The sequence below is a fragment of the Prochlorococcus sp. G4PB16 genome, assembly GCF_059772465.1.
The window spans coordinates 1443370-1462239 of the sequence record NZ_CM186289.1; the positions used below are offsets into that span (position 1 = coordinate 1443370).

19 protein-coding genes are annotated in these 18870 nt (G+C 35.3%); 12 read left to right on the plus strand and 7 right to left on the minus strand.

What is annotated here, in order from left to right:
- Window positions 1-124: 124 nt before the first annotated feature.
- Complete coding sequence (locus AC6EIZ_RS08220) at window positions 125-1588, plus strand: DUF4214 domain-containing protein (RefSeq protein ID WP_498510353.1); 1464 nt, start codon at window positions 125-127, stop codon at window positions 1586-1588.
- Window positions 1589-2075: 487 nt separating this feature from the next.
- Here the strand turns inward: AC6EIZ_RS08220 and AC6EIZ_RS08225 are convergent, their stop codons facing one another.
- Together AC6EIZ_RS08225 and AC6EIZ_RS08230 are read right to left on the minus strand one after the other, a co-directional pair.
- Window positions 2076-2351: a cupin domain-containing protein gene (locus AC6EIZ_RS08225; RefSeq protein WP_498510355.1), complete on the minus strand. Its 276-nt coding sequence runs from the start codon at window positions 2349-2351 to the stop codon at window positions 2076-2078.
- 428 nt (window positions 2352-2779) lie between these two features.
- On the minus strand, window positions 2780-5833 hold the full coding sequence (locus AC6EIZ_RS08230; protein WP_498510357.1) for a DUF4214 domain-containing protein: 3054 nt from the start codon (window positions 5831-5833) through the stop codon (window positions 2780-2782).
- A gap of 547 nt (window positions 5834-6380) precedes the next feature.
- Here AC6EIZ_RS08230 and AC6EIZ_RS08235 point away from each other — a divergent pair.
- Window positions 6381-7835, plus strand: a complete 1455-nt coding sequence (locus AC6EIZ_RS08235) for a tyrosine-type recombinase/integrase (RefSeq protein WP_498510358.1) — start codon at window positions 6381-6383, stop codon at window positions 7833-7835.
- An 8-nt stretch (window positions 7836-7843) separates the two neighbouring features.
- On the opposite strand, the gene AC6EIZ_RS08240 is transcribed toward AC6EIZ_RS08235, so the two are convergent.
- Both AC6EIZ_RS08240 and AC6EIZ_RS08245 read right to left on the minus strand, forming a co-directional pair.
- A complete protein-coding gene (locus AC6EIZ_RS08240) occupies window positions 7844-8599 on the minus strand; it encodes a hypothetical protein (RefSeq protein ID WP_498510360.1) in 756 nt (251 codons plus the stop codon).
- Window positions 8596-8931 (minus strand): hypothetical protein, encoded by a 336-nt coding sequence (locus tag AC6EIZ_RS08245; protein WP_498510361.1) that lies wholly within the window; start codon window positions 8929-8931, stop codon window positions 8596-8598. The genes AC6EIZ_RS08240 and AC6EIZ_RS08245 overlap by 4 nt, the downstream gene beginning before the upstream one ends.
- Before the next feature lie 111 nt (window positions 8932-9042).
- Between AC6EIZ_RS08245 and AC6EIZ_RS08250 the strand changes: the two genes are divergently transcribed.
- From AC6EIZ_RS08250 to AC6EIZ_RS08290, 9 genes are all read left to right on the plus strand, one after another.
- The gene (locus tag AC6EIZ_RS08250) at window positions 9043-10020 is read left to right on the plus strand and encodes a hypothetical protein (RefSeq protein WP_498510363.1); all 978 of its coding nucleotides are present in this window, start codon (window positions 9043-9045) and stop codon (window positions 10018-10020) included.
- A 95-nt stretch (window positions 10021-10115) separates the two neighbouring features.
- Window positions 10116-10487 (plus strand): thermonuclease family protein, encoded by a 372-nt coding sequence (locus tag AC6EIZ_RS08255; protein WP_498510365.1) that lies wholly within the window; start codon window positions 10116-10118, stop codon window positions 10485-10487.
- Window positions 10484-11137: a tetratricopeptide repeat protein gene (locus AC6EIZ_RS08260; RefSeq protein ID WP_498513239.1), complete on the plus strand. Its 654-nt coding sequence runs from the start codon at window positions 10484-10486 to the stop codon at window positions 11135-11137. Before AC6EIZ_RS08255 ends, AC6EIZ_RS08260 begins: the two co-directional genes overlap by 4 nt.
- A complete protein-coding gene (locus AC6EIZ_RS08265; RefSeq protein WP_498510366.1) occupies window positions 11134-11991 on the plus strand; it encodes a DUF6891 domain-containing protein in 858 nt (285 codons plus the stop codon). The genes AC6EIZ_RS08260 and AC6EIZ_RS08265 overlap by 4 nt, the downstream gene beginning before the upstream one ends.
- Before the next feature lie 203 nt (window positions 11992-12194).
- On the plus strand, window positions 12195-12560 hold the full coding sequence (locus AC6EIZ_RS08270; RefSeq protein WP_498510367.1) for a hypothetical protein: 366 nt from the start codon (window positions 12195-12197) through the stop codon (window positions 12558-12560).
- Between the two features lie 26 nt (window positions 12561-12586).
- Window positions 12587-13402: a hypothetical protein gene (locus AC6EIZ_RS08275; protein ID WP_498510369.1), complete on the plus strand. Its 816-nt coding sequence runs from the start codon at window positions 12587-12589 to the stop codon at window positions 13400-13402.
- Window positions 13402-13800, plus strand: coding sequence for a hypothetical protein (locus AC6EIZ_RS08280; RefSeq protein ID WP_498510371.1), 399 nt, complete (start codon window positions 13402-13404; stop codon window positions 13798-13800). The genes AC6EIZ_RS08275 and AC6EIZ_RS08280 overlap by 1 nt, the downstream gene beginning before the upstream one ends.
- A 1-nt stretch (window position 13801) precedes the next feature.
- Window positions 13802-13963, plus strand: a complete 162-nt coding sequence (locus tag AC6EIZ_RS08285) for a hypothetical protein (protein WP_498510373.1) — start codon at window positions 13802-13804, stop codon at window positions 13961-13963.
- Window positions 13964-14161 (plus strand): hypothetical protein, encoded by a 198-nt coding sequence (locus AC6EIZ_RS08290; protein WP_498510374.1) that lies wholly within the window; start codon window positions 13964-13966, stop codon window positions 14159-14161. It begins immediately after the preceding gene.
- Between the two features lie 738 nt (window positions 14162-14899).
- On the opposite strand, the gene AC6EIZ_RS08295 is transcribed toward AC6EIZ_RS08290, so the two are convergent.
- A complete protein-coding gene (locus AC6EIZ_RS08295; protein ID WP_498510376.1) occupies window positions 14900-15118 on the minus strand; it encodes a hypothetical protein in 219 nt (72 codons plus the stop codon).
- Window positions 15119-15465: 347 nt separating this feature from the next.
- A complete protein-coding gene (argJ, locus tag AC6EIZ_RS08300) occupies window positions 15466-16728 on the minus strand; it encodes a bifunctional glutamate N-acetyltransferase/amino-acid acetyltransferase ArgJ (RefSeq protein WP_498510377.1) in 1263 nt (420 codons plus the stop codon).
- Between the two features lie 15 nt (window positions 16729-16743).
- Here argJ and coaE point away from each other — a divergent pair, with 15 nt between their 5' ends.
- The gene (gene coaE / locus AC6EIZ_RS08305; protein WP_498510379.1) at window positions 16744-17388 is read left to right on the plus strand and encodes a dephospho-CoA kinase; all 645 of its coding nucleotides are present in this window, start codon (window positions 16744-16746) and stop codon (window positions 17386-17388) included.
- Here coaE and gatB read toward each other — a convergent pair.
- Window positions 17385-18860, minus strand: a complete 1476-nt coding sequence (gene gatB, locus AC6EIZ_RS08310; protein ID WP_498510381.1) for an Asp-tRNA(Asn)/Glu-tRNA(Gln) amidotransferase subunit GatB — start codon at window positions 18858-18860, stop codon at window positions 17385-17387. The genes coaE and gatB overlap by 4 nt on opposite strands.
- Window positions 18861-18870: the final 10 nt, after the last annotated feature.

Below are 18870 nucleotides of genomic sequence, written 5' to 3' on the forward strand. Positions count from 1 at the left end.
ACAGGTGGTGAAAATGTTTTCATCCCCTCTATTAGTGATATGAACTTGAGAATTTATATCAAACTATATTAATTAGTAATAGTAGAACAAAAATCTATAGAATGCATTTGAATAAAAAGATTTAATGACCAATAATCTTTATACCAGCGGTAAACTTAAAAATGTTAGTGATCATGGTCCTTTTAGCAAGACTATTGAAGTATATGGGTTAGAACTTGCAGGCTTAAAAGAGATAGGTGGCAATAGCGAAGTTGAAAATGAGTTCATTAAAAAAGTAGCACAAACTGTCAAAATGTTACTTGATCCAAATGGAAAAAATATAGATTTAGAATCTCAAAAAAAAGCTATTCAAAAATTAAAAGAAATTAATACTCTTCAGCGTATTGGTGTTGAAGAATATGATTCATATAATCCAAAGCTAGATGATGGGAAGTACTCTGGTTGGGATATTACAAATGATAGTCATAGTATTACTGATTTTATATGGCAATTTAATTTACCTGGAGACAAAGTAAGAACAAGAAATGATCAAATAACAGAAGTATTAGAACACCTTCTTCATACATTAGTAAGATATGGATTACCTGGTGCTTTTCCTCAACAATTTCTATTTATAGATGATAGAAGTGACGCTTATAAAACATCAAACAATCCTGCACTTTCTGGTTTGCTTTATGAAGCCGCAAAAGAGGCAATAAATAATGGTGTTTTTGATCCCTCTGATTATTATCACCTTGGTAAAGATAGTTACGATTATTGGAAAACTGTAATGGTTGAATATCAATATGCATTGACTTATGCGGAATGGGGATTTATTGCTAAATATTTGCAAGATGGATCACTAGATCCTGAATGGTCAGATTCATATTTATCTATAGAATCCATCAAAGAAGGAAATCCTCTGGGACATCAGTTATATGAAGAATATATTTCAAAAGTTATAGCTAAGCCTTCCAGTAGTCAACTTGAAAAAATGTTTAAAGACAATAATTTAGGACTGTCTGGATATATTGAAGATGAGATTACTTATATAAAAAACTCACTCTATTCATTAATTGGTATTAAAGACTATGATGGAAATTTACATGGTTATTTAGGAAATGGAGCACCTGCTGAAGTGATTTCTGGATATAAATATCAAGGCACATTAGATGTCAATAATGATGGGACGAAAGAAGCGGTCTATACAAATAGCGTGAGTGGAAGATGGGTCACAGCATCGATTGATCCAGTCACGGGAGACTTTGATTACACCAAACATGGAGTAGGAGGAACAACAAGGATTGTGGGGATTTATCAGGATCCATTAGTAGCAAATGGAACGGTAGAAAAAGATAGCGTCTTTGATGGTTCGAGGACTTTTATTAATGATTTAAAACTCGATAATCTTATCCTTAAAACTGTTGGAGACTATGACGGTGATGGTTTCCAAGAACTTTATTGGAGCAAGGTAGATAACTCTGCCTACTTAAGAGCCGTGATGCATGCAGATGGCAATATACAATATGCGAATTATCAAAATTTAGATCAGATGACTGATTATTTAACTGGTAATGGCTTTGCAGATACTGTTGGTTTGATTGCTTAGATGAGGCAGTTTTTCCTACCTCTTATCTTTTCTCTAGTGGCTTTTACTGCATCACAATCACATGCATCCCACTCTCACTTTGGTGCAGGAGGAGTCTTCGAGTTAGATCTAGGAGATAGCGAGATACCTTTGACGCCGAAGCAAGAGAGGGAACAGAAGCTTTTAGAAGAACAGGTAAAGAAGAAAAAGCAACAGTCATCATCATTGAACCTGCATCTCAACCATTGAACGGCTTTGAACCAATGGAAGAGCTAGAAGATTCCCTGGGAGACCCTTACGCAGATTTACGAAGGGAACTCGATGATCATTTTGAATGGAAAATTCTAGATGACACTAGATTGCCTAGTTTTCTACAAACCTTGAAGGATTTAAAGAATCCCAGAGACAACCAGCATCTGCCTTATAACCACGCCAACAACACAGAAAAGGATTAGTCGGCTTAAAACATAAAAGGGAAGATTATTCATCTATTTTCTCAACAGATCAATCAATTACCAAAACGATAATGCTTTCTGACTGCTTTATGAACATCCCATCTACAGTCCATTCCTGCAGGGAAGACAACTAAGTCACCTACTCCAAACTTCACAGGTTCTCCTCCGTCGGGAGTAACTGTGACTTCACCCGCAAGCAACAAACAAGTTTCTTTATCGTCATAAGTCCAATCAAAAGAGCTTGCTTCACAAGTCCAGATTGGCCAGCTTTTAATCCCTAGTTCCTCAATAGTGGTCTCAGGACAAGGAGAAGTTACTGATATCGACAAGAGCTAAAAAAACATAGTGAACTTTTTTTAGCTTCTAATAGAAACAGTTGTCTAATAGCTACTCAAATTTTGACAAAAATGTTTGAAGGCGTATTACGTATAGAGCGAGGATCGAGAGTCCCCCATACCCTCCTTCTGATAGCAAAATAATACCTCTTATAATACTGTTACCTCAATGTAACCCCTGCTCTATATGTCCTTTGAATTAACTGCCATAACAAGACTCTTGAGCTACGTTGTATAATCAGAATTTATTCACTACATCCCCTTTTCTGATTCACTACATACCTCTACTACTGGGATTAGAAAGAAAAAAATAATCACATAATAATCACACTCACTCACAAAATAATCACACTCCTTTCCTAAAACTTACAAAAAGTCTGAAAGAGGGGGTGTATTTGAGTACACCCCCTAACATCTATGAATTAAACAAATCCAGTCATTTCACTAAACAGTGCCTTATTTTCTGCTGATTCTGCAAACCCTAGAAGAGCTTCATATCGGGTTTCAAGTCCACTGCTGAGATTACCTAACCAATAGTTGAGTCCTTCTGCATCAGCATCTCTTCCTAAAACATTTTTATAGAGGTTGTTCACATATGTCTCATCACTTACATTGCTTCCATACTTTTGAGTGAACTCATCTGATCCCAAAAACGATTGAGCAACAACTCTTCTAGTGTTTTGTCCAGAACTGAATTGATCAATCCAGTACTTCAATCCATCAGCATCAGGGAATCGAGCAAAAGCAGCATTGTATAATCGATACATTTCACCAGAGTCAGTATTTAGTCCTGTGACCTGATCAAATACTCCCTTAATATCCTTCAAGACATCTACAGTTTTATCTTTAAAATGTATTAATCTTAAACCTGTAATATCATCAAGAGTATTTTCTTTTTTCAGATTGATTGTTTTATCAATGGATTGAACATATTGATATTTATCACTCATCTCCTGCAACACTCTTCCTTTATATAATTGATGATCGTCCGCCTCTAGATAGGCATCATATTGTGTAGGGTCAAATTCAATCTTTGAAATATTAGGAATAGGACTTTCTATAATTCTGTGATAGAAGTTTTTGTTAGTGTAATTAAGATAATTTAAATCACTATTAATATCAAAGGAAACTCTACTATCACCCAATGAGAAATAAGTTGAATCATCTAACCATTTAAACCCATATTGATTATTTTGATTATCTGATAATCCATCCCAAGATTCCTTACCATCAAGAAATGAAATACCCTTACTTAGATCAATATAATCATCATTCAAAGTTATATAATTTACAACTAATCTGATTTGATCATCATTAGAAATCCATTTTTTATTTGTATTATGTAATTCAATTTTCTTAATTTGTTCTGGTATTTTAAATGTCAAAATCTGATGTTGAGATCCCCAATCTGTTGTTAGATTAATATCTTTTATTACTTCAATATTTTCAGAATAAATTTTATCATTTATTTTCAGGGTTAATAATGGATTTTCTTCTTCCATTGATTTTATATCTAATTTAATTTCTAACTTATTAGTGATTTGTGGAACGATATTATTATTTTTATAGCTCCAGAAAGAATTATCTAAAACCTGATCTGACCTATCACCCAAAGTAATATTCCGAAGGTCATTAATACTCAAATTATTACCTGTATATATCGCCTCTAAATTTCCTTTACCATAGATTCCAATACCTTTAATATCACGAGATTGGGCATTTTCTTTAAAGGTTAGGTCTGAGGTGCTCAAACCTAGAATTCTTATCGAATCGTCTACATCTAGTTCTTCTATATAGTCACATTTATCTTCATTGAGAACATTCAGTGGACTCTTGTCCCAAAAACTTTTTAACTGATAATCAGATTTAATAACAATAAGATCTTTAAAACCATCTTTCTCAGAAGAAAATGTATTTGAGCCAAAATCTCCATGAATCTCATCATTGCCTAATCCACCAGAAAGAAAATCTCTACCATCTCCTCCATGAATTAAATCATCGCCTGCCTTTCCATCAATAATATCCCATGTTGATAATCCTCTAATAGTATCGTTCCCTTCTCCACCGACAAGAATAGATGAAACTCTTGGATCAATAGAATGATTTAGAGATAATCCTGTAGTCGATCCTATAAGATCGTCTCCATTATGTGAGGCACAAGATATACTTTTAATTCTTAATTTATGATCATAAAGACTATGATCAACATCAACATATTGCCTCCAATATCTGACACCAGACGAGTCGTCTTTTTTTAAGATCCAAGTATTTACAAAAGGAATTATATTATCTACTGAAACTAATTCAGTGATATTTCTTATATCCTGAAATCCTTTGATCGTAACAGTTCCAATATCATGAAAATCAATCCATTGTAAATTAAAATCATCTTCATTTAATTGATGAATATCTTTAATGTCTGTGTTTTGTGGGACAACACGACGATGGTTTGATTTAAAGTTATTTTTTGAGACATTATTTATAGAGATAGCATCATTAATGTCGTCTGAATGAGTTCCAATACCTTTACCGAAGTTCCCATAAGCAAAAGAACCATATACTCTTGCGATACCTCTACCCCTATCTGAATCATAGTGACTACCTCTTTTAAGTTCAAATCCTGCACCCTGCCCACCAAAACCTCCATTAAAGATTGCAGAAGAATAAAAGACATCTACACTAATTTTTTTGTCATCAATAGTTGTTCCGGATCCTCTTAGAGCAAAGTCATATCCATCTCCAGCATTGTGATGAGCATGACAATCTATAAAAGTAACATTGTGAGCACCCTCTTTAAGTCTAAATCCCATGGAATGATCTCCATTTCCTTTACTAGGCCAAACTCCATACTTCTTCTCATCAAGTAATCTGTCACTTGTAGTATTCAAATCATCCACAGCGTTATAACTGTTATATGCTTCTACTCCTACAACGACTACATTATAAGAATTAATACCTCCACAATATATTGCCTGCCCCTTATCATTATGAGGTGCGTCGACTCCAGTATTTTTGATCTTAATTCGATAAATCGTACTGTTTTTATTTGCTTTAATCCCCCTCGCCTTAGCATTTTCAAGAGTTAAATTTGATAAGGAGGAGCTATCATTTAATTTGATTGCTGATTCACCATAAACTAAAGAAGCATCTATGATTGTATTTTTACTTCCAATTAATACTCTATTTTTATTTAATGTAAGTTGATCTTTTATCTTATAAGTACCATCTTTTAATTTAACGGTCTTAAAATTATCCAATGCATATTGAATGATGCCATTATCTTGATTGAAGTCAACTTCACTAATAACAACCGCCTGATCTACTCGTAATAAATTTTCAATTCGTTCCTGACTATTTTGAGTATCTCCAAGTTCTCGAATTTTTTCCCATTGAGTTGGATTAACTCCTTTTATATAATCACTATCTATAAAAGGACCAAAAGTTATATTCTCAAAAGATAAATCGTCTCTACTCACATAAATCAAACATCATTAATCAACGATACACCTACGACTAAACAAAATATTTTTTCTAGTCGTTTTGAAAAGTGCTTGTATAAAATAAACAATATTCCAAGGAATTAATTCAGATTTAAACCACATCTAAATTCTACAAATCATGACTTAGGGGGTTTACTGAGATACACCCCCCTCCTCAATTAGATATATCAATTATTCTCACTTTGAAAATTAAACCAACTATCAAATCTTTCAAAAACATACGCTAAGTTATATCAACAGAAAAAGAATTGTGTCTTGTATAAGAATCACATAATAGTCACATATGCTAAAATAGTGAATAAATAAATGAGCAAACCAGTTGCAATAACAAGGTTATAAGGAGATCACACTACCTATGTGGTGTAATCGGCATTATTAGAAACATATAATACTACTCTAGTTATAGCAATGCTTTTAAAGCATGTTACTATGATTACCATATGATTACCAAGTCGCTTCTCAAGCTGAAAAGCTTGTCAGTGCGATGGCATCGTTACCAAAAGATTACCAATTGGCTTAAATCTTGCCTAAGAACTCGCTAGCCAAGAAACAAAATATCCTCGATAGAAAAGAGATCCCAGGAGATCCCTATGCATACGTCTACAGAAGAGTAGATAGGAATAATCGTTGGTTCTTATATTACTTGGATTCAGATAAAGGTAATAAACATCGATTCACTCTGAAGAATCCAGATGGTACTTATCCTCTACCAACCAAAGGAGGACAAGAAGAAGCTTGGATGCTTGGTGTGGCAAAGTTTATTGAGCTAAAGGCAAAGACTGATCGAGGGGAGGAAATCAAGGCATTAACGTTTGGAAGTATGGTGCATCAGTTCTTAGATAAAGAGAAAAGAAGAATCAGTTCAATTCCACAAGAAGGTATTACTAAAGAGAGTTATCGGTTAATTGATACCCAGTGTCGTTGGATCAGAGATTATATAAACGATGACAAGAAAGAGATTCACAAACTCAGAAAGAACACGTTCATGAACTATGAGACCTGGAGAAAAGAAAGAGCTGTTCAATTCAATAAACCGATCCCTAAACAAACAACCATCACAGCTGAGATGTCATGTCTTAGACGAATGTTTAAACAGATAGCTGTAGACAACAACTTTATTCATCAAGATAACGTTCCATCTATTCCCTCTATCAAACAGTCAAAAGATAAGAAGCATAGACGAGATGATCTAACCGCTAAAGAGTGGGAAGAGCTTGAGAGAGTTGCTCGCCTCTACTACATCAAAGGCAAGACGAGGATATTGGATGAGAAGTACACCATCAAAAAAGATAGTCAGGGTAAGTATGAAACTATCTCAAATATTGCCTTCAAAGGACCACGAGGTAAGAAGCAATTAGTTCATAGAGAGTTGTCTTACTTAGCCATGAGAGTCTCTATGGATACTGGGATCAGACCAGGATCAATGAGAAAATTAAAGTGGAAAGATATCAGCGAAAACACAACCATTCCAAAGGAAGAACGAAAGATCTGGGTCAACATTGATGTGCCAGCTGAGAAGACAAAAACAGGAAGGTCTTATCGAGTAGCCGCTCCTATTGCCAAATTCTTAGAACGCATAAGAGTACTGACCAAATATAAAAAGATGGAGGATTTCATTTTTGCTAATCAAGACTCAGGCAAACAAATTAGTGAACGGATATGGCAAAACAACCTTTGTGAATTATTAGTTGAAGCAAGACTCGCAGACTGGAGGGATGACCACGATAGTCAAACAAAGAAAGTCGTTGTTCACTCTGGCAAAACACTGACTTGGTACAGCTTTAGGCATACGTACATAACTATGCGTTTATCAGCTGGAGTTCCACTCCCAACAGTTGCAGCCAACACAGATACGAGCATGAAATATATCCAGGAGCATTACTTCCATTACAGAGCTGATGAGTCCACGGAGATACTTGGTAAAGGTAGAAAGATCAAGCCAGCAGAGGACAGTCTTAGATGGATTGGATCAAGTTAGATTCACAATCACTTAGCTTTAGGTTCCCACTCTGGCTCAACCCAATTCTTTCTTTTTGGCCAAGGACATTTTTTTATTCGTGCACCCCAAAATAAATTCGCTTCAGGTCTCATAATCAATAAATTATCAGGATGCTCTTTGCCTCCACGACTTAAAGGAAGTAGGTGATCGACATGTAATTCAATACCTAAATCTTTTGAGAGTCTCTTTGCTTTTATTCGTACTTTCTTACAATCAAAACCCTCTTTAGAAGTTAATGGCGAACCATTGATTTCCTTTCTTCTACGAACACCATGATGCTGCGAGTTGGCGCGCCTCTCCAATGTATATTCATTCTCTTTTCCATAAAGCCTTTTATATCTTCTTCTATTAGTTTCTCTTGCTTTTTCTCTGAAACTCTCGTCCCCTACCTGCCATCTAGTACCACCAAGCAATTCAATACGTCGCAAATAGTTCTTTCGGTGCAAAGCAGAATTACCTCTCCTAGCTGCATTTTTTCTTTGCTTATTTTTAGGCAGTGAAGAATTAAATTTATTTCTACACGTTTTGGAACAGTACCTACTTAATTCCCATCTCTGAGTTCCAGATTGGAAAAAAGGTATATAAGACTCTTTGCAGCAAGCGCATATTTTCCCTTGATATAACTTTTGAGTAAGTGTCTCTTCTTTCCTTCTAGCTTTCTCAGCTTCAGTTCTTACATATCTCGATCTACCTTTGTCATCGGTAATTCGAATGAAGCGTTTAATGCTGTTCTTACTTTTCATTGCCAGCACCCAGAAATAACAACAGCAGTTAGTGCTTTAAGGCATGTAGCAATTGCACCTTCAGAGACACGAGAATAAGCAGCTGCACACTCACAAATATCCATCGTGAAGACATGATCTAAAACTGCAAAGCTGATTCCTCCTTTGAACCGAATCACTGGATTGATTGATGGATTCAAATTTGCTGAAGACAAAGGAATTAAAAATACTTGGCTCTTAGATCCTGCAATTACTAAGCATGGTCTTCTTTTTCCAGGTCCCATTTCTTCTACTTCGTGATAAATCACGTCTCCAGTGGAGAGGGATAAAGGCTTTTCGGCAGCAACACTCATAGTGTCTGGTCAGATACTGCATTAATATACACAAATGCAGTATCAGCCACGGCATATTAATTCTTTCTTAATAATTGTTATAAATAGGCTTGCAAGTGTATAATTCGCTTAGTGCAGTATCTGACTAGGCATTTGGCCAAAATAAAGTCTCAAGCTGGTGGTGATGCCGCCGTTGCAATACTTGATGAGGCTGATCGATTATTGCTGAGATCTGCTATCAACTCCTACGCAAAAGATAAAGGTATTACTATTTCAACAATTGCAAAAGACTTGGGAGTTGGAAGATCTTACATCTACGATTTATTGGATTGCAATCAAATTGAATTAAATAGGCTGTCTATTATTCAACAATATTTAAATATTAATATGCTTTCTGAGGATAGTATTGAGCTTTATCTCACTGATCTCAGACTGAAACTTACAAGAAGAGAATTTAAGTTTAAGTGGCATAACTATTGTAATTGGATAAAAATTAATCCCTATTATCTAGTCGATTTTCTTCTCCCTCTGATGAAGGCAAATGTTAACTTCTGGGATAATCTTCTATCGGATGAATTTGAAAAATCAATATTTGGAAATTCAATGAGTCATGAGAATTATAAATTTATGAAAATGATTGAATACATAGAAGATCTAGAACTTGAATCTCATGAAGAAATGGATAAATTCAATCCTAAGTCAAACGATAATTACATTTATATACCTATTGACCCTCTCAGTAATCATTGGGCTGAGATAGACGATCAATTGCCAGAAGATATATTTATTTATTGTGAGGACCTAATAAAAGACCTAGAAAAAGATTTAGAGAGAGCCACAAAGGCAAATGAAAAAAAGAACATAAAAGGTGCAATCTCTTACTACAAAAAAGATTTGAGGAAAGGTTTAGATAAGTGTCATGAAGAATTTTTTAAAGAACTCAACAAAGAATACGAAAAGATAGAAAGAGCTAGAAAAACAATTATTGATTACTGTTCAGCTAATAAACGTCTAGCCAAGAAACAAACCTACTGGCCAAAAGAGCTTTTGGATTTTTCAGAGAACCTTGAAGAAAATACGATTCCAATCAAAGAGAAAAAGGCTAAATAAAAATGCCAGCAAAAAAGCTGCACTCCGAACAACGATTTATTAGGAATCTCCTTATTGGATTTTTCTCAGCACTATTTATTGTCTTTGTAATAGCGATGATTGCGCTCTTCCAGACATTGACTACTTATCCAAGTGCGCCTGATCTACCAACAGTCACCATACAAAAATGCTACGACGGAGATACATGTACAACTACAGAAGGAGAAAAGATCCGACTTGCTTGTATTGATACTCCTGAATTAAGAGGGAAGAAAGCTGACCCAATACCTGCAAAAGCAGCAAGAGATTATCTAAATGATCTAGTTGCTGGATCAACAGTCACAATCAAACGGATTACTGAAGATCGATATGGAAGAACAGTCGCTGAATTATCGAAAGGTCCTATGAATATTCAAGAAGACTTAGTTGAAAAAGGCTTTGCAAGTATCTATGAAAGGTATTCAAGTCAATGTGAGTGGAGCAGATGAAAGCAGATGATTTCTTTGATCTAGCAAAAGAAGAGTATTCCGAGGGTAATATTAAAAGTGCTATTCAATACTGTAGCGACGCATTAGATATCGATCCTAAACATCTTGAATCGTTAGTTAGTCGAGCGATTTTCAAAACTGAATTGGGAGATTATTTAGGTGCCATTGAAGATTATAAAAAGCGTATCGAAATTGATCCCAAAAAAGATGATGGATATTTTGATCTTGGACTAACAAAAATGAAAGAGGGTAATTCTCAAGAACAAGCAATAGAGGATTTCGACAAAGTAATTACAATCAATCCCACTTATCAAGAAGCATTCAATATGAGAGGACTCGCAAAAAGAGAATTAAGTCAACTTAATAATTCAATAGAAGATTTTAATCAAGCAATACAACTTGATCCCCAATATGCAAATGCTTTCACTAATAGAGGCGGAGCAAAATATGCTTTGAAAGATTATGAAGGAGCAATTGCGGATCATTCAAAAGCAATTGAAATAGTTCCTGAAGAAAGTAATTACTATTTCAATCGTGCCAATGTCAAAAAAGAAATAAACGATATAAAAGGTGCCTGTAAAGACTGGGAGAGGGCGGCAGATCTTGGAGATAAAGAAGCAGAGAAATTACTTGAGGAGCATTGCGAATGACTTCAGCAGATTTACAAGAAGTTATTGACTATCAAACTGAAGAATTTCTTCAGTCGCCATTAGGAAAGGCATTCAATAAATTGAATGAGCAAGGTATTAGGGCGTATAAAGAATGTGGAAGAGATCCCAAAGATGGTCTAGAAATAATTACAGAAGATGGTCAATACAAAGGTCCATTTACTTTCTTTCATGAACAACAACATTGGAGATTTTTAGAAGAAAATAAATGCTCTCTTGGATTTGGTTGTTTAGAGGGAGGATATGACCTATTAAGTCTGGGACATGAAATAGTTAAAGTTTTGGAAGAACAGGGGATTAAGTGCACATGGGATAAAGGCATAGACGATTCAATTTTATTAGAAACTTCTTATAGATATAAGGATTTTTTTCCGCTAAGAAATCTTATAATTACTGCCTTTCGTTATCAATATTATACTTCCAATACTGCTACTGACTGTATGATTCGAGAGATAACTTGTTTCTTAGATCAGGATGATGGTGTTAATAGTTTTAATTCATACGACTTAAATGATGAAGAGGATTTAGAGAATTTAGATACTATTTTTCAAACATTTATGGTTCCTAGAGAAGAACTGATTTCACATCGAAGTTACACGATGCTATGTGATCCTGAATCATATAGGGATTATTTTTCCGAGGACAATGTATCTAGTCAATTTAGTTATAAGACATTGGATGAACTCATTGACAATGTTGAATGGGATGCAATATGGGGATCCATTCATTACTTCTGTGATAAATCAGTAATCAGAAATCGTATTTCAAAAATATGCGGATTGAAAGTAGAAGAAATTGATTTAGATAAGTTAAAAGAAATGATTTTGGATAAATGAGGAAAACTTTTTGACTCTCTTCCTTGCTGTCTTTATCCCAATAGCAATCTTAGGATTTCTCTATCTCTTCATCATTGAAAACAATGGTCTTCCAGACTGGATGGCAAGAATATCACGAAATAGTAGCTCTATTTGGACATATGGAGTTATCACAATCACGCTTCTTTCTATTATTAAGTACCTGACTTCGACTCGTTAATATTATGTCCACTTTTAGTAAACAAAAAAGAGAGGAAGCGGAGAATTTATGTCTTAGCTATCTAGACAATGGAGAATACTCAGATTATTTAGCTATTGCAATGTTGGGATTAATTGTTGGCTATGAAGAGATTTGTCCCGATTCTGTTTTAGGACAACTTTCTACTGGAGAGTTAGAAATAAGAGGAGGGATCATTTGGAATATTGAGAATCATTGGGATGATACAGAGAATGAAATTTTTGAACCGTTTGTAAAGCTTAAAGAGCAAGTTAAAGGGAATATCGATTCTTATGAAGCAAGTGTTGATTGGGTTTTGATTGAAAGGTTATGGAATGGATGCCTAACTAAACTTGGGTGTGAGCCCCAGTAATTTAATTCCATAGATAACTAATACGCATGTCATTTACTTTCAAACATACTGACAAAGAAGGCAAAACAAGAGAGCTAACAATCCTTGAACGTAATGAATTTATAGTACTTAGCGATGAGGACAAGCTTGAATATCAATCAGGTCCAATAATTCCTCTTGAAGATGATGCTGAAGTTGAACATGCCACATTACAAGTACAGTCCTTTATTTATGACCTAATTAATGAGGAAAACTTATTCAACGGAATACCAGGAATGCTCGAACAATTCATGGAAACGAATTACCGAGAAAAATGGGAAGAAGCAATTGGAAAATCAAAACTAGATAGAGAAGATTTCTTTTGGGATTTTATTGATACAGAAGGAGGAGACGAAGCACTAGATGGGATTGACCTACACATAATCAATGAGGTCTATAAAAGTGATTTCTGGTATTCAAAACTAATTGAAGAGTGCAAAAAAATGGATAATATATCAATTGAAATAAGCCCTCGCGAACACGTTGAACGTTTCAATAATATACTTTGTGATTTTTGGAAATACACCCCTTTTGCTAAGGATCCTCTACCTAGATGTATGGTTAGCGATAATGATGATGGGACCGTTAACTTCAGCTATCAAGTGTTCTCAGGAGAATCCGATGATGGACAATTGTCTTTGTTTTATATAGTTAATACTAAAGGCATTGCTCTCTGCAGAGATACAAACGAAGAACTAGATCTCAAAGAAGAAATGGTTATTGGATCAGTTATTGCAACAATAATTTCTGATTTGAAAGGAACTTTTGATATACACAAAGCTTCAAAAGCTTTCTATAGTTCTCTTTTAGAGGATAAAGACTAATGGTAGTAGGTATTCAGTTCTTTGAACGGTTTCAAGAACAACTCGAATCTCAACAAGATAAAGAAATGTCTAGTGCTATCTATAGTTCTATATCACGGCTAATCATTCTGTTTGATGCAGAAAATGTAAAAGATAATTATGAAGCTGTTGGCGAAGAAGAGCTTATAGAGAATATCGATATCTTAAAAAGTCTTCTTGATGCCAAAGGATTTGAGGAATGGATCAAAGATCAACTGGAGTATCAAGATGATTCAGATTTAGAATCAACTTTTTATATTGGGAACAATGACAGCTGTGAATACAAAAATATAGAAGAATTTATAGAAGATTTAGATTACGAAAAAGCAAGCAAAATAATCAAGGAGTGCTTTGAGAAAGCGATGAACTCCGGAGCTTAAAATGAACAACCTGACAAAAATCACAACTATAGGATTACCAGCTGCGATTGGTTTAGGACTCGCATGGGTAGGTGTTCGGATTATGAGGAATGAAAAAAGACTTGCAACTAGAGAAATGGAGCTACGGCTTCAACTCAATGCGAAAGCTATTAAAGGTTTATAAATGAAACGCTTCTTACTACTCGCTCTAACCGCTACACTCCTCTTCCCTAGCCCATCACAATCAGACACCAATCACTTTGGTGCAGGAGGAGTCTTCGAATTAGATCTTGGCGATAGCGAGATACCTTTGACACCTAAGCAAGAAAGAGAACAAAAGCTTTTAGAGGAGCAGTTGAAGAAAAATAGAAGTCACTCTTGATTGAATAAGTTAAGCTGCTTCCGAACGTATTCCATATCCCACAGGATTATGGATTAAAATCGCCTATAGTCGGTATTAAGCTACTTTTAGGTAGTTATAGTCATATAACCTCACAGACCCCTTGGAAGCGATTTGTCGTGGAAGGTTGCGGTCAGTTATGTATACAGGGAGGAAGTCGGTGGTCTCCGTATAGAAGGGAGACCGAGTCGTCACCTATACAGAGAGACAACAAGACCTCCTTCTATGACTGAAGAATTTCAAATCTACCCTTATACAGGGGAAAGTGATACTACGCTTATACAGGAAGACTCCTGAGAACTCTCTCCATAACAAGCTTCTTTGCGATTCGTCATCTATACAGGGAGAAATATGGGCGGACGTATACAGGGGAGACAACAATTCTCTAGTCTCTGACTTAAGTCTTGCGGTCAGTTACATATACAGGAAGAAAGGCGGTTAGTCACGTATACAGGAAGACCTCAAAACCCCAGTGTTTCTATACGAGCGAAGCGAGTATCTCTCTCTGAGCTAATCGAGCGTTAGCGAGATAGCGAAGGTTGAGTACTAAGACAAACTCTCTAACTATCACTAACCCAACCTCTCTAACTAACGGTATAGCTGATATACGTATGTCAATGACATATGAATATCAGCAATACAACTAATAAACCTAATGAGTGAATAAGAAATAAAATATAGATCTGTTCAAGCTTATGAAATCAATAGATTGAGGGACCTCTACTCAAGATACTCTTCTAATATTTGTGATCTTTCTGGATAGATCTCTTTCATATTCTCGATTAACTTCTCGTACTTAGCAGACACCTCCTCTGCATAGTCAGCAATACCTTTCTTATAGCCCAAGTACTCATATCCAATAAACAAAGCACTTGCGGGAATTGTTATTAAAGCTGCTGAAATAGAAAGCCTAAGTATGTTCTGAGTTAACTTTTCCATGATCATCAATGTGTGAAGTGATCATAGTGTCCAATGAGGTGATGACATTAAAAGCTACCGATAAACCATAAAAAAAGCCGCTCTGTCCTAAGTCCTAAAGGATATGGATAGGCACGAGTTATTTACTTTGGGATCTGGGATGGAGATTGTCTGGCTCTATCTCTAGATCCTTAAAAAATTATCAGAAATGTCTTAAAGGTGATTACGTGTAGAGCTAAGACTAGCTTTCCCCCACGGGGTCCCATAAGATCAAAAGACAGGCTTGAATATGTCGTTTAGCATGATTACCATAAGATTACCAATCTTTTCTAGTCTCTATAATTTACTACTATTACTGGCTTTTTAGTCTAAGTTGTGTAATCGGCATTGATATGAATATATTGATTTGATAAATCACACCCCCATGCAGTAGCCGACTTTTTTCCCATTCCTATCCTTAATTTTATACTTATAATATCGTCGATTAAATATTTCCCTTTTAGCCTTTCTTTCATAAAGTTACTCACTATTTCTCTATCAAAGTCCAGGGGTGTTCCATCAGAGAAGAGTTCGTATGGTCCAATCCACAACTTGACATCATTGAAATCAAAAGAAATACCTGCACGACCAAGTGCAGCGATAATTCTTCCCCAATTTGGATCAGAACCATGAATTGCAGTTTTAACCAAAGATGATGATGCAATTGTTCGAGCTATTACATGAGCATCTAACTCACTTTGGGCGCCTTCAACTTTTATCTCAAGCAAACAATTAGCACCCTCTCCGTCCCTTGCAATTGCTTTAGCTAGATATTGAGCTGTTAAATGTAGTCCCTCTTCAAGAGTTGATAGATATCTTGAATCTAATTTTGGTCCAGAAGAAAAAGCTAAAAAAGTATCGTTTGTACTCGTATCTCCATCAACTGTAATGGCATTAAAAGACGATTTTGCAACTCGCTTAATCATATCCGACCATAAAACATGGTCTATACCAATATCGCATGTTATATAACTCAACATTGTTGCCATAGACGGATGAATCATTCCTGAACCTTTAGCCATTCCTCCAATAGATACTTGTCTGCCTCCTATAACTGCTTGATATGCAATTTGCTTTACCTGAAGATCTGTTGTAAGAATTGCATTAGCCGCATCGAGATGTGCGTCCTTATCTAAACTCTTGATGAGATGATCTAAGTTTCTATTTACTCTTTCAACAGGTATTGGCTCACCAATTACACCAGTAGAACATATCAAAACTTCCTCGTCAGAGAGCCCTAAACGTTGTGCAAGCTCATGTGTAATGATTTCACTATCAATTTTACCTCTACTACCTGTGCAAGCATTTGCCTGTCCAGAGTTGATAACTACAGCACGTATTTTCCCCTCAGTTGCCTTAAGTCGATTAATACATAGATCTACACAATAAGCACGAGTAACTGATTGAGTAAATGTCCCGCTACAAGAAGCACCATCAGGTGCATAGAGTAAAGCAAGATCTTTCTTACCAGAAGGTTTCAATCCTGCGGAAATACCAGCTGCTAAAAAACCATCAGGGGTAGTAATACCACCAGATATTGGAGACCATGCAGAAGATGTCAAACTACTCAAATTTAGAAGAGCATTTTTCACTTATTATTAATATTAATGATTGATCAAAAACAAACCAACAAACTTTGTCTTCGATGGAAAGGGAAGCAAAGAAGAATAGGTATCACTGGAGGTATTGCCAGTGGAAAAACAATTATTGGAGATTTTCTATTTCAAGCCAAGAAATGGCCGATTGTAGATGCTGATTTATATGCTCATGAAGCATTAAGAGCTGAAAGTCAAATAGCGAAAAAAGTCTTATTGAGATATGGAAGTACAATAATTCAGAATTCAAGTAAAAATGATCAAATTATTAATCGCAAAGCATTAGCCAAAATAATTTTTAAAAATGATCTTGAAAAACAATGGCTCGAGGAAATAATACATCCATATGTCTACAAACGAATTAAAGAAGAATTAGACAAATTGAAATTAAATTCTATAGTAATTTTGATTATTCCCCTCCTATTTGAAAAAAATTATACAGGTTTATGCAGTGAAATTTGTTACGTAGATTGCTCTAGAAGCATGCAATTAAATCGACTTCAGTCACGAGATCAATTAAGTCTTGAAGAAGCTAATCAAAGAATCGATGCGCAATGGGACAATGCTTTAAAAAAACAATTTGCAGATCATATAATTAATAATTCTAATAATGATGAGACATGGAAAGTGCAGTTAAAAAAATTATATAATTTCTAGCCTTGTAACTTTTCATTTAATATTTGATTAGCGAGTTTTGGATCCGCTTTCCCTTTGGTTTCCTTCATTAATTGACCCACAAAAAAACCTAGCAATTTTTTCTTTCCAGCTCTAAAAGATTCAACCTCATTAGGATGATTAAGGATCAATTTATCAATAATTTTCTCAATAACTTTTGGATCACCAATCATACCTAAACCACGTTCTTTGACTAATTGCTTTGGAGAACCACCTTTACTTAATAGTTCAGGCAAAATTTCCTTAGCAATTTTTCCGCTTATTTCTCCTGAATCAATCATTTTCAACATTTCTGCTAATTCATTTGGCTTAAAAGATAATTGATCAAATGATAATCTATTCGATTTAATAAATGCTGCTATATCACCAGTTATCCAATTTGCTGAAGATTTTGGTGCTCCACCTTCATTAACAACTTTTTCAAAATATTTAGCCATTGAAGATTCGTCAGTCAAAACTCGTGCATCATAAATAGAAAGGCCAAGATCTGCGGCATATCTATTTCTTTTTGCAGCTGGCAATTCTGGTAATTCTGAGCGCCATTTTTCTTTTAATGCATGACTTACTTCAATCGGACCTAAATCAGGGTCAGGAAAATAACGATAATCGCTACTACCTTCTTTTGATCTCATGCTTTTAGTCAGTTGTTTCCCTTCATCCCATAACCTCGTTTCTTGTTTTACTTCTTCTCCAGATTCATAAGCTTTAATTTGCCGCTTAATTTCATATTCACAAGCTTTCTGAATAGCTGAAAATGAATTCATATTTTTTATTTCTACCTTCGTACCAAATGGATCATTAACAGTTGGTCGAACTGAAATATTCACATCACATCGCAAAGACCCCTCCTGCATATTTCCATCAGATACTCCCAGATAACGCATAATTCTTCTAATTTCAGCTGCATACTCCGCAGCCTCTCTACCTGTTCTTAAATCAGGTTTACTAACTATTTCAGCTAGTGCTACGCCTGCTCTATTGTAATCAACCAATGAATGGGTGGAGCCTGAAAGCTGATCACTACCTGCGTGAACAAGTTTTCCAGCATCCTCCTCCATATGTAATCTTTCAATACCTATTTTTTTGACATAAGTTTCTTTGCCTTTTTCGGCTACTTCTACCTCTATCCACCCATTTTCTGCAATAGGTTCATCAAATTGAGATATTTGATAATTTTTTGGTAAGTCTGGATAAAAATATTGCTTTCTATCAAATTTACTGTGAGAGGCAATATTTAAATTCAAAGCCATCGCTGCTTTTACTGCATATTCAAGAACCTTTTTATTTAGGACTGGCAAAGTGCCTGGTAAGCCGCATACCACTGGGTCAATATGAGTATTTGGATCGTCACCAAAGTTGGTTGAGGCACTAGTAAATATTTTGCTCTTCGTTCCCAACTGCACATGAGTCTCTAATCCGATTACAACTTCCCAAGAAACATTTGATTCTGACATTAATTTGACC